At 68.8% G+C, this 17,981-nt stretch carries 17 protein-coding genes; 12 read left to right on the top strand and 5 right to left on the bottom strand.

Annotated features, from left to right (window positions below; genetic code table 11):
• Window positions 1–250: 250 nt before the first annotated feature.
• Together ACOJUJ_RS23760 and ACOJUJ_RS23755 are read right to left on the bottom strand one after the other, a co-directional pair.
• Window positions 251–868, bottom strand: coding sequence for a hypothetical protein (locus ACOJUJ_RS23760; RefSeq protein ID WP_420129404.1), 618 nt, complete (start codon window positions 866–868; stop codon window positions 251–253).
• Between the two features lie 86 nt (window positions 869–954).
• Window positions 955–1,857 carry a hypothetical protein gene (locus ACOJUJ_RS23755; protein ID WP_420129403.1) on the bottom strand — a complete coding sequence of 301 codons (903 nt, stop codon included), beginning with the start codon at window positions 1,855–1,857 and terminating at the stop codon, window positions 955–957.
• A gap of 413 nt (window positions 1,858–2,270) precedes the next feature.
• On the opposite strand from ACOJUJ_RS23755, the gene ACOJUJ_RS23750 reads away from it, so the two are divergent.
• From ACOJUJ_RS23750 to cspE, 11 genes are all read left to right on the top strand, one after another.
• Window positions 2,271–3,983: a methanol/ethanol family PQQ-dependent dehydrogenase gene (locus ACOJUJ_RS23750; protein WP_420129407.1), complete on the top strand. Its 1,713-nt coding sequence runs from the start codon at window positions 2,271–2,273 to the stop codon at window positions 3,981–3,983.
• A gap of 386 nt (window positions 3,984–4,369) precedes the next feature.
• Entirely contained in the window at window positions 4,370–6,151 is a 1,782-nt protein-coding gene (locus ACOJUJ_RS23745; RefSeq protein WP_420129402.1) for a methanol/ethanol family PQQ-dependent dehydrogenase, read from the top strand.
• 422 nt (window positions 6,152–6,573) lie between these two features.
• On the top strand, window positions 6,574–7,395 hold the full coding sequence (locus tag ACOJUJ_RS23740; protein WP_420129406.1) for a substrate-binding domain-containing protein: 822 nt from the start codon (window positions 6,574–6,576) through the stop codon (window positions 7,393–7,395).
• Window positions 7,392–7,922 (top strand): c-type cytochrome, encoded by a 531-nt coding sequence (locus ACOJUJ_RS23735; protein ID WP_420129401.1) that lies wholly within the window; start codon window positions 7,392–7,394, stop codon window positions 7,920–7,922. The genes ACOJUJ_RS23740 and ACOJUJ_RS23735 overlap by 4 nt, the downstream gene beginning before the upstream one ends.
• Window positions 7,919–9,022 carry a cytochrome c oxidase subunit II gene (coxB, locus tag ACOJUJ_RS23730; protein ID WP_420129400.1) on the top strand — a complete coding sequence of 368 codons (1,104 nt, stop codon included), beginning with the start codon at window positions 7,919–7,921 and terminating at the stop codon, window positions 9,020–9,022. Before ACOJUJ_RS23735 ends, coxB begins: the two co-directional genes overlap by 4 nt.
• Window positions 9,023–9,097: 75 nt before the next feature.
• Window positions 9,098–10,963: a cytochrome c oxidase subunit I gene (gene ctaD, locus ACOJUJ_RS23725; RefSeq protein ID WP_420129405.1), complete on the top strand. Its 1,866-nt coding sequence runs from the start codon at window positions 9,098–9,100 to the stop codon at window positions 10,961–10,963.
• Complete coding sequence (locus tag ACOJUJ_RS23720) at window positions 10,960–11,568, top strand: cytochrome c oxidase subunit 3 (protein WP_420129399.1); 609 nt, start codon at window positions 10,960–10,962, stop codon at window positions 11,566–11,568. Before ctaD ends, ACOJUJ_RS23720 begins: the two co-directional genes overlap by 4 nt.
• 9 nt (window positions 11,569–11,577) lie before the next feature.
• Complete coding sequence (locus ACOJUJ_RS23715) at window positions 11,578–11,964, top strand: hypothetical protein (RefSeq protein ID WP_420129398.1); 387 nt, start codon at window positions 11,578–11,580, stop codon at window positions 11,962–11,964.
• On the top strand, window positions 11,964–12,896 hold the full coding sequence (locus ACOJUJ_RS23710) for a cytochrome c oxidase assembly protein (protein WP_420129397.1): 933 nt from the start codon (window positions 11,964–11,966) through the stop codon (window positions 12,894–12,896). The genes ACOJUJ_RS23715 and ACOJUJ_RS23710 overlap by 1 nt, the downstream gene beginning before the upstream one ends.
• 11 nt (window positions 12,897–12,907) lie before the next feature.
• The gene (locus tag ACOJUJ_RS23705) at window positions 12,908–13,330 is read left to right on the top strand and encodes a c-type cytochrome (protein ID WP_420129396.1); all 423 of its coding nucleotides are present in this window, start codon (window positions 12,908–12,910) and stop codon (window positions 13,328–13,330) included.
• Between the two features lie 779 nt (window positions 13,331–14,109).
• The gene (cspE, locus tag ACOJUJ_RS23700) at window positions 14,110–14,319 is read left to right on the top strand and encodes a transcription antiterminator/RNA stability regulator CspE (RefSeq protein ID WP_420129395.1); all 210 of its coding nucleotides are present in this window, start codon (window positions 14,110–14,112) and stop codon (window positions 14,317–14,319) included.
• A 282-nt stretch (window positions 14,320–14,601) separates the two neighbouring features.
• On the opposite strand, the gene ACOJUJ_RS23695 is transcribed toward cspE, so the two are convergent.
• The 3 genes from ACOJUJ_RS23695 to ACOJUJ_RS23685 form a co-directional block, all read right to left on the bottom strand.
• A complete protein-coding gene (locus ACOJUJ_RS23695; protein ID WP_420129394.1) occupies window positions 14,602–14,862 on the bottom strand; it encodes a hypothetical protein in 261 nt (86 codons plus the stop codon).
• Between the two features lie 48 nt (window positions 14,863–14,910).
• A complete protein-coding gene (infA, locus tag ACOJUJ_RS23690) occupies window positions 14,911–15,132 on the bottom strand; it encodes a translation initiation factor IF-1 (protein ID WP_331129502.1) in 222 nt (73 codons plus the stop codon).
• Between the two features lie 597 nt (window positions 15,133–15,729).
• On the bottom strand, window positions 15,730–16,278 hold the full coding sequence (locus tag ACOJUJ_RS23685) for a hypothetical protein (RefSeq protein ID WP_420129393.1): 549 nt from the start codon (window positions 16,276–16,278) through the stop codon (window positions 15,730–15,732).
• A gap of 335 nt (window positions 16,279–16,613) precedes the next feature.
• Between ACOJUJ_RS23685 and dnaE the strand changes: the two genes are divergently transcribed.
• Window positions 16,614–17,981 (top strand): DNA polymerase III subunit alpha (gene dnaE / locus ACOJUJ_RS23680; RefSeq protein WP_420129392.1); only part of this gene is annotated, 1,368 nt, incomplete at its 3' end.

The raw sequence follows: 17,981 nt of genomic DNA, 5'->3' as shown, positions 1-17,981 counted from the left end.
CCCTCTCCCGCAAGCGGGAGAGGGTATAAACTTCGCTCCCGCCACGACGAGCTTTCGTGCCGTTCTCCCTCCCCCACGCAGTTTGTGGGGGAGGGCCGGGGAGGGGGGCGCCCACCATCTCGCACTCACCCTGCCGAAGCGCACCGCCGCCAGCCCCACACCCCACCTCCCCCGGCAGTTTCGGGGGAGGTAGGCGAGTGGTGCTCGCCCGGAGGGGGCCTGCGCCGGCCCATCCGAAGCGCGAGATCCCCTACCCCACCCTCATCGTGTCCGCGTACGGCACGTTGATCACGTCGGGCCGGGCCGGCGGAGGCGGCGTGGTGGAGGGCGGACCGATGGGCGCACACGTCTCCGGGCGGCCGCCGCGCCCGTAGATGATCACGTGCGGCTTTGCGGTCAGGCTATCGATGGGCACGTGTACGTCGCTCGACACGCGCCCGCTCCCCAGTGAGTCGGCGCTGACGGGATAAAGCGAGGCCACGTTCGGGCCCATCGCCCGACAGCCGCCCTGGCGGATGGCGCCTTCGTAGGTAACGCCCGCGATGCCCCGCGACAGCGCGACGGAGACGGACGTTGCCTTGCCCACCGCCCTGGCCTCGCCGCTGCCACGCACCGTCGCGCGGCCCAGCGGCGCCAGCGCGAGGGCGACCGTCACCTGCGACGGCGCGGGCTGCTCCGCCGTGTCGGGCACCGGCACCGCGCGCGCCGGCACCGCCGCCGTGTCGTCCGCGGAGGTGGAGGTCTTGTCGATGCTGGCGGTGAACTCCGTCTGCGTGCGGTCCTCGTCGCCGCAGGCCGCGGCGAGCAGGAGAACGACGAGGGAATAGGGAACAGGGAATAGGGAATAGCGGGCGATGACGCCTCGCATCCTGTTTATCCTCTTCGGCATTCCCATGCAGCACCTTTCGATGGGTCCGGACGGCGCTTCCCGTACTGCGCCACGCCGGCTTAGCCTTACCGGGTCATCTCGCACACCGCTGCGGACGGCTCCTTGCCGCCAAGGACATCCAGCGCCGCGCGCGAGTCGTCGCCGGGGCGCCGGACGGGAGCCTCGCCCACCACGCGGCCGGCGGAGCCGACCAGGTACAGCGGCTGCCGGAGCTGGTGGTTCCACGCGCGAAAGGAGAGCGGCCACCCCTTGTGCCCGTCAACGTTCGTAAGCCCGCTTTCCAGGTACGTCCGCAGTTCCCCGGGCTGCGTCGTACGGGCGCGCAGCGAGGCCTCCCACAGCACCTTGACCGCCATCCACCCCGCCCACGCGGCGCCGTCCATCGGGCCACCGAACCGCGCGCGAAAGCGGTCGTTGAGCTGCGCCGCGCCAAAGCGCTCCAGCGACGGGTGCCACAGCACCGCATCCGCCGGCACCTGCCCGTCCTCGCCGCGCGCGGCCCGCGCATCCGCGTACATGCAGTCGCTCGCCTCCACGTGAAAGAGGTTGCGCGCGCACGCCGTGGATCGCCACCGGTCCGAGCGGCATCCCACGTTCATCGCCAGCACGCGGCCGCCCCGGGCCACCCGCGCCAGCGCGTCGCACTGCGCGTCGTCGAACCCGCCGACCAGCGCCGCGGGACGCGCATCTCCAGCGAGCGCGGCGGCGTCATCCACCGAATCCGCCGTCACCAGGGCGATGCGCCGGCCCACGAGCTCACCGGTGCGCGCGGCCTCCTCGTAGCCCATCGTCACGCCGCGCGCCGCGCTGGCGGAAGCGGAGCCGGAACCGGGGATGAAGACGATGCGCAGCGCGTCCTGGACCTCCGGCCGCGGAGTGAAGCGAAAACCGCTCCCCGCCAGCATCAGCGCCCCGGCCCGGGCGGCGGTGCGGACAAACGCGCGGCGGTCCATGTCGCTAGCAGACATCCGCAATAAGTTTGTGCATACTTTGTCCAGGTACGCCATGGAACACCGCGTGAAAATTCGCAAACGCAGTGCCATCAACCGGCATGGAAGCTGCTCACAACGAGAATAGATGATGAAGATTTTCGATGCGAAAGCGCCTGTCCTCCGGGCTGCTCCGCATTGCCGCAGGTCCTGAACTTTCCGAAATCGCCGCCCGGATGCACCGGGCACGGGCTCCACTCCTGACCGAACGCTGAATGCCGCGGGGAAACCGTGCGGGTGGCGGGGTACGGCAGGCTGTTTCCGGGAAGCTCCGGGCCGCGCCCCGCGCGCTCCGGATCCTCTGCTTGGGTTGCGTCCTGCTCGCCCCCGGCGCGTGCGGGGGCGAGCAGGACGGCGCGTCTCCCGCGTCCGCCCTGGACGCGCGCCGCTCCATGGGCACCTCCCCATCCGCCGTCCCGGAAGACGGGCAGTGGCTCGTCCCCGCCAAGGACTACCAGAGCACCCGGTTCAGCGGACTGGCGCAGATCACCGCCGCCAACGTGCGCACCCTGCGTCCCGCGTGGACCTTCAGCACCGGCGTGCGCCGCGGGCACGAGGCCGCGCCGCTGGTCGTCGGCGGCACCATGTACGTCGTGGCACCGTATCCCAACACGCTGTTTGCGCTGGACCTGGCGCAGAGCGGGCGCCTCAAGTGGACGTACACGCCGCCCACGCAGCGCGCGGCGCAGGGCGTGGCCTGCTGCGACGTGGTGAACCGCGGGGCGTCGTACGCCGACGGAAAGATCTTCTACAACACGCTCGACAACCAGACCGTCGCGGTGGACGCGCAGACGGGCAGGGAGGTCTGGCGCACGCGGCTGGGCGACATCAACCGCGGCGAGACCATGACCATGGCCCCGCTGGTGGTCAAGGACAAGGTGCTTGTCGGCAACAGCGGCGGCGAGATGGGGGTGCGCGGCTGGCTTACGGCGCTCAACGCAAAGACGGGCAAGGTCGACTGGCGAGCCTACAGCACGGGCCCGGACAGGGACGTGCTCATCGGCCCGGACTTCAAGCCGTTCTACGCGCCCGACCGCCGGCCGGACCTGGGGGTGAAGACGTGGGCCTCCAACACCTGGACCGTGGGCGGCGGCACGGTGTGGGGGTGGATTTCGTACGATCCGGAGCTTGACCTGGTCTACTACGGCACCGGCAACCCCGGCCCGTGGAACCCCGAGCAGCGCCCCGGCGACAACAAGTGGACGGCCTCCATTTTTGCCCGCGACCCCGACACGGGGCAGGCGCGCTGGGCGTACCAGTGGAGCCCGCACGACGTGCACGATTACGACGGCATCAACGAGAACGTGCTGCTGGACCTGCAGATCGGCGGGCGGCTGCGCAAGACGCTCGTGCGGCCGGAGCGCAACGGGTACATGTACGTGATGGACCGCGCCACGGGCGAGGTGCTGTCGGCGGACCCGTTCGTCCACATCACCAGCTCTCGCGGGGTGGACGTCAAGACGGGCGTCTACCAGCCCGCGATGGACAAGTATCCGCGGCTGGGCGAGGTGGTGCGCGACATCTGCCCCGCCGCACCCGGCGCCAAGGACTGGCAGCCGACCGCGTTTTCCCCGCGCACCGGCCTGCTCTACGTGCCGCACAACAACCTGTGCATGGACGTGGAGAGCGTGGAGGCCAACTACATCGCAGGCACGCCGTACGTGGGGATGAACGTGGTGATGCACGCCGGCCCCGGCGGCCACCGCGGCGAGTTTACCGCGTGGGACCCGGTGCACCGCCGCCCCGCGTGGAAGGTGCGCGAGCGCTTTCCCGTGTGGAGCGGCGCCCTGGTGACGGCGGGCGACGTGGTGTTCTACGGGACGATGGAGGGGTGGTTCAAGGCGCTGGACGCGCGCACGGGCCAGCTGCTCTGGCAGTTCAAGACGGAGTCGGGGATCATCGGCCAGCCGATCAGCTACCGCGGGCCCGACGGCAAGCAGTACGTGGCCATCCTTTCCGGCGTGGGCGGATGGCCCGGCGCCGTGGTCGCCGGCCAGCTGAACCCGGCGGACAGCACCGTCGCGCTCGGCTTTGCGGGGGCGATGCGGGACCTGCCCGAGGCGACCGGCCGCGGCGGCACCCTCTACGTGTTCGCGCTGCCATGAGGGACACGGTGCGCGAGTGCGTGAGTGCGTTAGTGCGTCAGTGCGCGCCCCCCGGAGCGAATAAATTCGCCGCTGGAAAGTCGCAAAGTCCGCCTGCGCGGACTGTAGCCGACAGTTGGACGCGCAGGGTCTCGCCTGGGAATGCGCGTGGGGGGTTCGATGCGGTAATCGCCCGGTTGCGGACGCGCTGGTGCGTGGGATTTGGCATGCAGCCGGACCGCCGTGTCCGCGCAGGCGGACAGCGTGACGTTGTTGCCGCGATTTCAATCGCTCCAGGCGGCCCGGAATCGAAGCGAGCATCCAGCCGCGCTCGGTCCCGCTATTCCCTATTCCCTATTCCCTATTCCCTGCTGTTCGTCCTTCTCGCCGGCTGCATGGACAAGGCGATGACGGGCGAGTATGGCTCGAAAGACGCCCCGCCGCGGCTGCCGGCGCTCACGACACACTTTGCGCCCACGCGCTCCAACGTCACCGTGCCCGAGGACGGGCAGTGGACCATGCCGGCGCGCGACTACGCCAGCACGCGCTTCAGCGGGCTGAACCAGATCAACGCACGCAACGCCGGCAACCTGCGGCTGGCGTGGACCTGGTCCGACTGCAACGTATACGGGCACGAGGGCGCGCCGCTGGTGGTGGGCGGCACGATGTACTGGGTAAGCCCGTTCCCCAACCAGCTGTACGCGCTGGACCTGACGCGGCCGGGTGCGCCGCTCAAGTGGACCTACAAGCCGCCGCTGCAGCTGGCGGCGCAGGGCGTGGCCTGCTGCGACAAGGTGAACCGCGGGGCGGCGTACGCGGACGGACGCATCTTCTTCAACACGCTCGACAACCAGGTTGTCGCGGTGGATGCGGCCACCGGCGCCGAGGCGTGGCGGGTGCGCATCGGCGACATCAACCGCGGCGAGACCATGACCATGGCGCCGCTGGTGGTGAAGGGAAAAGTGCTGGTCGGCAACAGCGGCGGCGAGATGGGGGTGCGCGGCTGGCTCACCGCGCTGGACGCCGCCACCGGCACCATCGCGTGGCGCGCGTACAGCACGGGGCCCGACGCCGACGTGCTGATCGGCCCCAACTTCAAGCCGTTCTACGAGGGCGACCGGGGAAAGGACCTGGGTGTCACCAGTTGGCCTCCCAACGCGTGGGAGACGGGCGGCGGCACGGTGTGGGGATGGATTTCGTACGATCCCGCGCTGGACCTGGTCTACTACGGCACGGGCAACCCCGGGCCCTGGAACCCCGAGCAGCGCCCCGGCGACAACAAGTGGACCGCCGGCATCTTTGCCCGCGACCCCGACGACGGGCAGGCGCGCTGGTTCTACCAGTGGAGCCCGCACGACGTGCACGACTACGACGGCGTGAACGAGCAGATCCTGCTCGACCTGCCCCTCGGAGGACGCACGCGGCAGGTGCTCGTCCGCGCGGAGCGCAACGGCTACGTGTACGTGCTGGACCGCGCCACCGGGCAGGTGCTTTCGGCGGATCCCTTCGCGCACATCACCAGCTCGCTGGGCGTGGACCTCAAGACGGGCGCCTACCTGCCCAACCCCAGGGCGTCTCCACGGATGGGGACGGTGGTGCGCAACATCTGCCCCGCCTCGCCGGGGGCCAAGGACTGGCAGCCCGCCGCGTTCAGCCCGCGCACCCGGCTGATGTACATCCCGCACAACAACCTGTGCATGGATTACGAGGCGGTGGAGGCCAACTACATCGCCGGCACGCCGTACGTGGGCGCCAACGTGACCATGCACGCCGGCCCCGGGGGCCACCGCGGCGAGTTCACCGCGTGGGACCCGGTGCGGCGCAAGCCCGCGTGGAAGATCCGCGAGCGGTTCCCCGTCTGGAGCGGCGCCCTGGCCACCGCCGGCGACGTGGTATTCTACGGCACCATGGACCGCTGGTTCAGGGCGGTGGACGCGGCGACGGGCCGCATCCTCTGGCAGTTCCGCACGGCGTCGGGGATCATCGGCCAGCCGATCACCTTCCGCGGTCCGGACGGCAAGCAGTACGTGGCCATTTTCGACGGGGTAGGCGGATGGGCCGGCGCCGTGGTGTCCGGCGACCTCTCCCCCGAGGACCCGACGGCGGCGCTGGGCTTTGTCGGGGCGATGAGCGACCTGCCGGACCACACGGAAAAGGGCGGCACCCTCTACGTGTTCGCGCTGCCATGAGGGACACAGTGCGTAAGTGCGTGAGTGCGTCAGTGCGGAAGTGGGGGCGTGGCCCCACGCTCCCAGGAGCGAATGAATTCGCCGCTGGAAAGGCGCAAAGTCCGCCTTCGCGGACTGTAGCCGAAGGTTCGGCGCGCGGCGGCTCGGTTGGGAATGCGCGTCGGGCGTTCTATTCGGTGATCGCCCGGTTGCGGACGCGCTGGTGCCTGGGACGCCGCATGCAGCCGGGCCGCCGTGTCCGCGCAGGCGGACAGTGTGGCGTTGTTGCCGCGATTTCAATCGCTCCAGGCGGACCTTTCGTCCTCGGCCCGGAATCCCACGGAGGATCCAGGCGCCGGTTTGCCCGCTATGCCCTATTCCCTAGTCCCTAGTCCCTCGCGCGTCTCGCCGCATGCGCTGAGGGCCGCGCCGAGCCCGTCGTCATCGACAACACGCAGCCGGCCCCGCGGCTGGCGGCATCGGCACCCGCAACGCCGCGGACGGCGCTGCGCGTCTGTTCGGATCCCAACAACCTGCCGTTCAGCAACCAGGCGGGCGAAGGGTTCGAAAACCGCATCGCGGAGCTGATCGCGAAGGAGATGAAGCTGCCGGTGGAGTACACGTGGTGGGCGCAGCGGCGCGGCTTTATCCGCAATACGCTGCGCGCCGGCGACTGCGACCTGGTGATTGGCATGCCCAGCAGCATGGAGCTGGCCCTGACCACGCGGCCGTACTACCGCTCCACCTACGTGTTCGTCTACCGAGCGGACGCGGGACTCGACGTGCGCTCGTTCGATGATCCGGTGCTCAGGGAGAAGCGGATCGGCGTCCATCTTGTCGGCGACGACGGGGCCAACACGCCGCCGGCGCACGCGCTGGCCTCGCGCGGCATCATCGGCGAAAAGGTGCGCGGCTACATGCTGTACGGCGACTACGCGCAGCCCAATCCGCCCGCGAAGATCCTGGACGCGCTGGCGGCGGGGGAGATCGACGTGGCGATCGTATGGGGGCCGCTGGCCGGATACTTTGTCCCGCGGCAAAAGGTGGCGATGGAAATCGTCCCCGTGCAGCCGCAGATCGACGTGCCGTTTCTCCCCTTCGTCTACGACATCTCCATGGGCGTGCGCCGCGACGACGCCCTGCTCAAGGCCCAGGTGGAGCAGGTGATGATGCGCCGCCGCGCCGGCATCGACGCCATCCTGGACGAATACGGCGTCCCCCGCGTGGGTCCCCGACGGTCGGAACCACAGGAGTCGACGCGATGAAGTCCACCTTCGCACTCTCGCACGTTCGCACTCTCGCACTGCTGTTGCTCCTCGCCGCGTGTGACCGCGAACGGCGCAGCTTCCGCGAGACGCCGCCCGGCGCGACCGCCATGCCCGCCGTGCAGACGTCGGAGCTGCAGGCCGGGCCGAAAACGACCGACCCGTCCGCCGGCGCGTACCAGGAGAACCGCTGGGCCGTAAGCCAGGGGCAAACGTTCTACACCCAGTACAACTGCGCCGGCTGCCACGCGCCGGGCGGCGGCGGCGGCATGGGCCCGCCGCTGAACGACGACGAGTGGATCTACGGCAGCGATCCCGAGAACGTGTTCGCCACCATCGTCGAAGGGCGGCCCAACGGCATGCCCTCGTTCCGCGGCCGCATCGACAACGCGCAGCTGTGGCAGCTGGTGGCGTACGTGCGCACCATGAGCGGCCTTACGCCCAAGGACGTGCAGCCCGCGCGCAGCGACCACATGCAGGAGTCCAAGCCCGCCATGGACGCCCTGCCCCAGCGCCAGCTGCCATGAAGAAGCAAGTGCGTGAGTGCGGAAGTGCGTCAGTGCGGAAGTGCGCGGGGTTCAACTCACGCACTGACGCACTCACGCACTCACGCACTTCCGTCGCCCGCTATTCCCTATTCCCTATTCCCTATTCCCTTCTTTTCGCCCTCGCCGGCTGCGACCGCCAGTTCTCCGCCGTCACCCCCGCCGGCCCGCAGGCGCGCCGCATCAGCGAGATGACGTGGTACCTCACCATCACGGGAAGCATCGTCTTTGTGCTGGTGATGGGGCTGCTGTTTTACGTGCTCTGGCGCGCGCACCGGCGGCAGGACGCCCTTGGCGGGGAGCAGGTGGAGCGGACAATGACGCACTGGGTGGCCGGCGGCGTGGCGGCGACGGTCGTCATCCTGCTGGCGACGCTGGTCTACAACTTCTACACGGGGCGCGCGCTGGCGCAGTTCGCCGAGCCGGACGCGCTGACGGTGCGGGTGACGGGGCACCAGTGGTGGTGGGAGGTGCAGTACCAGGACCCGGCGTACAACCGCCGCGTATCCACCGCCAACGAGATCCACATCCCCGTGGGGCGCCGGGTGCGGCTTGAGGTGCAGTCGCGCGACGTCATCCACTCGTTCTGGGTGCCCAGCCTGCACGGCAAGCTGGACCTGATCCCCGGCTACAGCGGCACCACCTACCTTCAGGCCGACGAGCCCGGCGTCTTCATGGGCCGCTGCGCCGAGTACTATGGCCTGCAGCACGCGCGCATGGACATCCGCGTGATCGCCGAATCCCCGCAGAAGTTCGCCGCCTGGTACGAGGGGCAGCTGCGCGCCGCGGCCGCGCCGGCGGACAGCGTGCAGCAGAAGGGGCAGCAGGTGTTCCTCTCGAAAGGCTGCGTGATGTGCCACGCCGTGCGCGGCACGCCCGCCAACAGCCGCGTGGGGCCGGACCTTACGCACCTGGCCAGCCGCATGACCCTGGCCGCGGGAACGCTGCCCAACACGCGCGGCCACCTGGCCGGCTGGGTGATGGACCCGCAGCGCATCAAGCCCGGCGTGCGCATGCCGCCCAACCCGCTGGCCGCCGACGAGCTGCAGGCGCTGCTCGACTACCTCCAGAGCCTGAAGTAAGGGGGAGACGCACCCGTGGCACGCACCGAAGCACACGTAGCGGCGGAGCTGTTTGCGGCCGAGCACCAGGCGCGGATGGAACGCACCTGGGCGGAAAAGCCGGGCCTGTGGGGGTGGCTCACGTCCACGGACCACAAGTCCATCGGCAAGCGCTACGTGGCCACCGCCTTTCTGTTCTTTCTCCTGGGCGGCATCGAGGCGGCCGTCATGCGCGCGCAGCTGGCGCGGCCGGAAAACCGGCTGGTGGACCCCGACCTGTACAACCAGCTGTTCACCATGCACGGCACCACCATGATGTTCCTGTTCGGGGTGCCGGTGCAGCTGGCCATCGCCCTGTACCTGGTACCGCTGATCCTGGGGACGCGCAACGTGGCCTTCCCACGGCTGAACGCATTCGGCTACTGGACGTACCTGATCGGCGGGCTGCTGCTGTACGGCGCCTTCTTTCTGAACACCGGGCCGGATGCCGGCTGGTTCAACTACGTTCCCCTCAGCGGCCCGCAGTTCTCGCCGGGCAAGCGGGTGGACGTGTGGGCGCAGACGGTGACGTTTACCGAGGTCGCCGCGCTGGTGGCCGCGGTGGAGATCATCGTCACCATCTTCAAGCAGCGCGCGCCAGGGATGTCGCTCAACCGGCTGCCGATCTACGTGTGGGCCGTGCTGGTGACCGCCTTCGTCGTCCTTTTCGCCATGCCGTCCGTGGCGCTGGGAAGCATGATGCTGGCGATGGACCGCCTGGTGGGCACGCACTTCTTCAACCCGGCCGAGGGGGGCGACCCGCTGCTCTGGCAGCACCTGTTCTGGTTCTTCGGGCACCCCGAGGTCTACATCATGTTCCTGCCGGCGGCGGGGTTCGTGTCGCACATCATCCCCGTGTTCGCGCGGCGCAAGATGTTCGGCTACCCGCTGGTCGTGCTGTCGCTGGTGGCCACCGGCTTCCTGAGCTTTGGCCTGTGGGTGCACCACATGTTCACCACCGGGCTGCCGCAGCTGGGGCAGAGCTTCTTTACCGCCGCCAGCATCATCATCGCCATCCCCAGCGGCGTGCAGGTGTTCTGCTGGATCGCCACGCTGTGGGCCGGCCGCCCGCGCTTCGCCACGCCGCTGCTCTTCGTCCTGGGCTTCCTCTTTCTCTTCGTCCTGGGCGGCATCACGGGGGTGATGGTGGCCTCGGTGCCGTTCGACCAGCAGGCGCACGACACCTACTTTGTCGTGGCGCACCTGCATTACGTGCAGGTGGGTGCCTTCGTCTTTCCCCTCTTCGCCGCCTTCTACTTCTGGTTTCCCAAGGCGACGGGGCGGATGTTGTCGGAGACCGTCGGCCGCTGGCATTTCTGGCTGTTCTTCATCGGCATGAACGTCACCTTCTTTCCCCAGCACTTTCTGGGGCTGATGGGGATGACGCGCCGCGTCTACACGTATCTGCCCGAGACCGGCTGGGGGCCGCTCAACCTGCTGTCCAGCCTGGGCGCGGCGATGATGGCCGCCGGCATCCTCTGCTTTCTGGCCAACGTTTTCCGCAGCCTGAGGCACGGCGCCATCGCCGGTGACGATCCGTGGGATGCGCATTCGCTGGAGTGGGCCACCAGCTCGCCGCCGCCGCGCTACAACTTCCTGAACATCCCGGTCGTCCAGGGGCTGTACGCGCTGTGGGACCGCACGCCGGACCGCCCCGTGGTCGTGGGGATGAACCCGGAGCGACGCGAGGTGCTGCTGACCACGGTGCTGGACGCGGAGCCGGACGCGCGCTACACCCACCCCGGCGGCAGCATCGCGCCGCTGCTGGCCGCGCTGGCGGTCGCGGTGACCTTTATCGGCGGCATCTTTACCCCCTGGGCGTTCGTCGTGGGGCCCATCCTGCTCTTTCCGCCGCTGCTGTTGTGGATGGCTACCCAGGAGAAGCAAAAGGGCCCGCCCACCTGGGCGGAGGAGCCGGCATGAGCGCCCCGCGCACCGTCTACGACGCCTCCGGCCTGCCGACGGTCATCTTCGGCAAGCGCAGCCTGCTGTGGTGGGGCACCCTCGGCTTCATGGTGATCGAGGGATTCACCCTGCTGTTGATGGCCGCCAGCTATTTCTATCTGCGGACGAACGAGTTCGACTGGCCGCCCGGACGCACACCCAATCCTGACCTGCTGATCCCCACCATCAACACCGTCCTGCTGGTGCTGGTGATGGTGCCGATGTGGTTCGCCGGAAAGGCGGCCAAGCGGATGGACCGCATGGCCGTGGCCCGCGCGCTGCTGATCGCCACGGCCATGACCATTCCCGTAAACGTGCTGCGCTGGTATGAGCTGCTGGCGCTGAACGCGCGGTGGGACGCGCACGCGTACGCCTCCGCCGCGTGGGGCGTGGTGGTGCTGCACTCCACCCTTATCCTGGTCGACGTGTTCGAGACGGGGACGCTGGGGCTGATGTTCCTGCTGGGCAAGGCGCGCCGCAAGCACTATCCGGACGCGGCCGACGCGGCGGACTACCAGTTCTTTCTGTCCGGCGTGTGGGTGCCGCTGTACTTCATCGTCTACTGGATGCCGCGCCTGCTGTAGGAGGGGATGATGGCGGATGCGACGGAACGCACGGAGCACCTGCGGCGGGGGCGCGGCATCGCGGTCCTGTGGTTTGCCGTGCTGGCCGCCCCGCTGGCGTGGATGCTGGGGCTGAACGCGGAGTACGGCCTGGTGCGCGTGGCCTGCGCAAAGAACTCCAACCTTGCGCTGCACCTGGTCAGCCTGGCGACGCTGGTGATTGCGCTCGCCGGCGGCTGGGTGGCGTGGCGCGAGTGGAAGCGCACCGGCCGCGAAGGCCCCGGCGAAGACGGCGGGCCCCTTCCGCGCAGCCGGATGATGGTGGTGATGGGGCTGATGGCGAGCGCGCTGTTCTCCCTGGCGATCGTGACGCAGTGGGTAGCGAGCCTGTTCTTCAACCCCTGCATGGCCATCTGATGCGCCGCCCCGCGCTCGCCCTGGCCGCCGCGGCGCTGACGCCGCTCCCCGCGTTCGCGCACCCGGGCCAGCGAATCGCGCCGCACGACCTGTGGACGGCGTGGAGCCTGGAGCCGGCGATCGTCGCCGCGCTGCTGGTGAGCGGGTGGATGTACGCGCGCGGCGTGGAGCGGATGTGGCGGCGCTCCGGCGTGGGCGGCGGGATCCGGCGCTGGCAGGCGGCGTGCTTCGCGGCCGGCTGGCTCACCCTGCTGATCGCGATGGTCAGCCCGCTGCACCCGCTGGGCGACGTGCTGTTCAGCGCGCACATGGTGCAGCACGAGCTGCTGATGGCGCTGGCGGCGCCCCTGCTGGTCCTCGGCCGTCCGCTGGTTCCGTTCCTGTGGGCCCTGCCGATCCGCGCGCGGCGGACGCTGGGCGGATGGTCGAAAGGCGCCGCGGTACGGGGGGGATGGAGGACGGTGAGCGGCCCGTTCGCCGCGTGGCTGCTGCACGCCGCCGCGCTCTGGCTCTGGCACCTTCCCGCGCCGTACCAGGCCGCGCTGGCAAGCGAGGGGATGCACACGCTGCAGCACGCCAGCTTTCTGGGAACCGCGCTGCTCTTCTGGTGGGCGCTGATCCACGGACGCGACGGACGGCTGGGCTACGGCGCCGCCGTCTTCTACCTTTTCGCCACGGCCATGCACAGCGGCGCCCTGGGCGCCCTGCTGACCTTTGCGCCCAGCCCCTGGTACCCGGTGTACGACGGCGCCACGGCCGCGTGGGGGCTCACCCCGCTGGAGGACCAGCAGCTGGCGGGGCTGATCATGTGGATCCCCGCGGGGCTCAGCTACCTGGTGGCCGGGCTGGCGCTGATCGGCGCCTGGATGCGCGAGTCGGAGCGGCGCACCGCCCGCTGGCAGGAGCGCGCCCTGCTCCGCCCCACCGGATGAGGAGATCGAGCATGCATCGTCCGGCGAGTTCGATGGATCGCGTGCGCCGCGTCGCGCTGATCGGCCTGCTCGCGCTCGCCGCCTGCGGCCGCGACCGGGACAAGGCGTTCGTCGACGCAGCCGCGCTCACCGGCGGCGACGCGTACGCGGGGCGGGAAAAAGCGCGCGAGTACGGATGCGGATCCTGCCACACCATTCCCGGCGTGCCGGGCGCGCACGCGCTGGTGGGGCCGCCGCTGGAGGGGATCGCGGGGCGGATGTACATCGCCGGCGTGCTTACCAACACGCCCCAGCACATGATGCGCTGGATCATGGATCCGCCCGCCGTCGACTCCGCCACCGCCATGCCCAACGTGGGCGTTACGGAAAAAGACGCCCGCGACATCGCCGCCTACCTCTACACGCTCACCTCCGGCCGCGAGCCTCCCCGCTGACGTGCGGCCACGACTTCCTGACGCTGATATGAGAGCGTATCTGGAATCTGAACTTCGAATATGCCAGGATTGATCTTCCTGAGGGAGCGCCTCTCCGCAACGTGAAATCACTCAACCGCTTGCGCGCGACCGAAGGATCTCGCCTGCCCCCACGCATGGCCAAGATCCGAGCGCGGAAGCCAGCCCGTCGTGGTGCCGGCGAGATCCTTCGGTCGGCGCCAAAGTGCTGCTGCAGCAGCAGGCTCGCAGCGGCGCCTCCTCAGGAAATCAAGCTCTTGGGTGATTTCCAAATACTATCCGAGGGACTTGGACAGCTCCCGGGGCTGGGCCTCGCGCGACCCGACAGAGATCCTTCGGTCGCGCGCAAGTTTATATGATTATTAAAGTTACGAGCGTGCGCTCCCTCAGGATGACAGTGTGCGCCCCGTGAGAGCAAGTGAGATTGGGCAACACCCTCCCCAAAAATCATCGCCTGTGTTTCGGTTACGGAAGCGGGAGATCGATGCCGAAGTCCGGGCGCGCGGAACGACAGGCTTGACGGACGGGGCGAGCGCTTGTATACTTGGTCTTGCGAACAAACCGCGGGGCGAAAAATCCCGGGGACACCAGAGTGCAAGGGGACCTGGGACGCTTTCGCCTCCCGGTCCTTTCTTCGTTTTGGGTGAGTTCGCAAACGCCCGCGCCCGGGGGGTGATCAGCCCGGGCATGAACATGACGATCGTTGGTCGGATGTCCCGTACCTCGAGAGTCGGTCAACACAGTTTCAGGAGAGTACGGAGATGGCTACGACCGGTACCGTCAAGTGGTTCAACGACAGCAAGGGCTTTGGCTTCATCACGCCCGAGGACGGCAGCAAGGATTGCTTCGTCCACCACTCGGCCATCCAGGGCAGCGGCTTCAAGTCGCTTTCCGAGGGTGAGCGCGTGGAGTTCGACGTGGTGCAGGGCCAGAAGGGCCCCGCGGCCGAGAACGTCGTGCGCCTGGGCTAATCGCCCAAGCGTCCGCGTGACGGCGGGGCCGCTCCACTCAGGTGGAGCGGCCCCGTTTTTTTGTCTACAGGATATCATCGGCAACGGCGGCGCCCCCGACATCGGGCTGGGGCGGCTGAAGCCGCGGGCCGCGGGCTCGAAATGCCAGAAGCCCCGTCTCCGCTCGCGGAACGGGCCTTGAACCGCATCGGCCAAGGCCGATTTTTCCCTGCATGAAGCGAGCGGGCCGCCCCGTGATCAGAGCGGCCCCGCTTGGCTTTCCATCACGTGCCGGGCGGCGGATCAGGCCGCCGCCACCAGCACGTTGGACGCCGCCGCAAAAAAGGGCCGCGCGCCCTCGCTGGAAAGCCGGATCTCCAGCAGCCGGCTGCCGTCGCTGGTCTTGCCCAGAACCGCCGCCACAATCCCCTCACCGCCCGTGCAGTACACCTCGTCGCCCACCTTGGGCGTGTGGTCGCTCTGCGCGACCCAACCGGGGTGCTTGTCGGCGCTCACGAACAGATCGTCGTCGCGAATGCGCTTGGTGCTGTTGCCCATTGCCATCGGGGGTCCTCCTAGTACTGGGGATAGTGATCGGGCTCGTTCCGGAGCTCAGCTCTTGTGACGGTAGGTGATTCGACCGCGCGTAAGGTCGTACGGAGAAAGCGACAGCGTCACGCGGTCACCCACCATCACGCGGATCTTGAACTTGGTCATCTTTCCGGCGCCGTAAGCCAGCACCACGTGCCCATTCTCGAGCTCTACGCGGTACTTGCGGTCCGGGAGCACCTCGGTCACGTGCCCATCCACCACGATTCCTTCTTCCTTTGCCAAGCTCCTCCCCTTCTGCACAAGCGTGCGTTGAATGGACGATCACCACGGCGTCCAGTCCGTGATGGACGGACTCCGGGGCAGTACAGACGTATGTATACCGCGCCAGTCCCGTTCGGTTCCGCGTTCGGGGAGCCCTGGAAACGGCCGCTGGCGCCGAACCGTTGCGACTTGAATCTAACTGTAGTGGGAAGGGGGGCGCTTCGACCGGGATCGCACTGCGCCCGCGGCGCCCCCTCCGCTCGCTGAGGCTCGCACCTCCCCCAAAAACCCCTGGGGGAGGTTGGCGTTGCCGAGGAGACTGCGGCTCGACGAAGAGCATCGCACTGGCGCCCGAAAGGCCCCCTCTCCCCCGGTCCCTCTCCCCCGCTGTCGCGGGAGACAGGGGAGAAATTCGATCCCGTTTCGAAAGGCTGTGTTCGCGCAGCCTTCCCCGAAGCGCTCTGCACTATCGGCGCGCGTCACCTCTCCCCCGAAGTTGGGGGAGAGGCCGGGAGAGGGGGCCGGCCGGCGGACGCAGTTCGATGTCTGCCGAACCGCCGTGATCCCCGCCCGCCCACCTGCCCGCCGACGCAGCTCGATCCTGCCTCTACGCCTCGCTCACGCCGGCCCCGGACAGGGTAGCTTGCGCTGCTCCTCGACAAAGCGGACGGGGAGGGTGTCGGCGGGGATGCGAACCATGTCGCGGGGCCACACGCGCACCCTGGGCTCGGTGCAGCCGTCCTGCCGCGAGGTGCGCCGCAGCACCACCAGCACCGAATCGCCCACCACGCCGCTGCCGCGCACCTGGATGCTGTCCGCCGCCGACTCCCGGCGCCCCATGGCGGCCAGGATGATCATCTCCTTGTTCCAGTCGAAGCCGGCGGGAAGCTGCGGGCGCGGGCACCCCGCGGCAAAGCCGTACTCCCAGAAGCCGTTCCACTCCGCTTCCATCCGGAACACCTTGCGCGTGGACGCGGGCTGGCACGCCGGCCGCTCCGCCGCGGGCATCGCCATCCGCGCATCCGCGGCCAGGGCGGACACGCCCTCCGGGAGTGGCGTGCCCTCCGGCTCGTCGTCTCCCCCGCAGGCGGCGGTGAGCAGGAGCAGGGCGGAAGCGGCCGTCAGCAGGTGCGCGCGCGAGTGCGGAGCGGTGCGGGTCGTGGGCATCCGGTACGGGCTTTCGTCAGGATCGGGTGGCAGATTCGCGGAGTGAAGCGCAACTGCAGGAGAGTAGGGGCGAACCGTCTCCGAAACAACCATCTTCGCCGTCTCGCGCGCGCGTGCGAGGCGGACCGGTTCCCGACATCCCGCGGCACCCTCCCGGGCGAAACCCCGCGCCCCGCCTGAACAACCCGCGTTCACCTTCCGCTCAGGGCCCCGGGGCCCCATAGTCCGGGCCAGCCTTCCCACCTGCGCGGCACGGGCGCGACCCGTACGCAAATCGTTGGGTATCAAGCAGATCCAGATCCGCTTCGCCATCCTTTCGGGAGCTTCCAGGGCCGATGTCGTTCGTTCACCTGCACTGCCATTCCGAGTACTCGCTGCTGGACGGCGCGAACCGGATCGGCGACCTGATCAAGCGCGCCAAGGACTTCGAGCAGCCGGCCATCGCACTCACCGACCACGGGTGCATGTTCGGCGCGTGGGTCTTCCAGGAAGCGGCCAAAAAGGCCGGCATCAAGCCCATCGTGGGGATGGAGGCGTACGTGGCCCCCGGCACCCGCCACGACCGGAGCAAGGTAAAGGGCGAAAAGGGCTACTACCACCTGGTCCTCCTCGCGCGCGACCACCAGGGCTACAAGAACCTGAGCAAGCTCACCTCCATCGGCTACACGGAGGGGTTCTACGGCAAGCCGCGCATCGACCGCGAGGTGCTGGAGCGGCACGGCGAGGGGCTGATCGTGACCAGCGCCTGCCTGGCGGGCGAGATCGCGCAGCACCTGATGGAGGACCGCTGGGACCAGGCACGCGAGGCGGTGGCATGGCACCAGGAAACCTTCCGCGACCGGTACTACCTGGAGGTTCAGGGGCACGACAGCCCCGGCCAGGAAGAGCTGAACCGCCGCATCTTCCGGCTGGCCGAGGAGATGAGCGTGCCCATCGTCGCCAGCAACGACGCGCACTTTCTCAAGGCCGAGGACCACCAGGCGCACGACGTCCTGCTCTGCATCGGCCTGGGCAAGGACTTTAGCGACCCCAACCGGATGAAGTACGACGGGCAGCTGTACTTCAAGAACCACGAGGAGATGGCCGCGCGTTTCCCGGGACGCCCCGACGTCCTGACCAACACGCTGCAGATCGCCGACGAATGCAACTGGAGCTATCCCAAGGGCTACCACGTCCCCGCCTTTCCCACGCAGGAAGAGGGCTTCGTCACGGAAGACGAGATGCTGCGCGCGTGGGTGTGGAGCGGGGCGCTCAAGCACTACGGCGGCGGCGCGGGCGGCACCACCGGTGAGCCGGCGGAGGTGCAGGGCAAGGCGGAAGACGAGATCCGCGCGGCGCTTCCGGCGGAGATCGTGGAGCGGGTGGAGTACGAGTTGGGGGTGATCACCTCGCTCAAGTACTCCGGCTACTTCCTGATCACGGCCGACTTCATCCGCTGGGCGCGTGTCCACGACATCCCCGTGGGGCCGGGGCGCGGCTCGGCGGCGGGGTCGATCGTGGCGTACTGCATGGGGATCACCGACTGCTGCCCCATCAAGTTCGACCTGCTGTTCGAGCGATTCCTGAACCCCGAGCGCGTGTCCATGCCCGACGTGGACGTGGACTTCTGCTTCGAGCGGCGCGGCGAGGTGATCGAGTACGTGCGCGAGAAGTACGGCCGCGACGCGGTGGGGCAGATCATCACCTTCGGGACGATGAAGAGC

The sequence above is a fragment of the Longimicrobium sp. genome, from assembly GCF_048594345.1.
In the GTDB taxonomy this organism is placed as follows: Bacteria; Gemmatimonadota; Gemmatimonadetes; order Longimicrobiales; family Longimicrobiaceae; genus Longimicrobium.
Note: the sequence above shows the minus strand (reverse complement) of the source record. Positions and strands in the feature narration are given on the sequence as shown.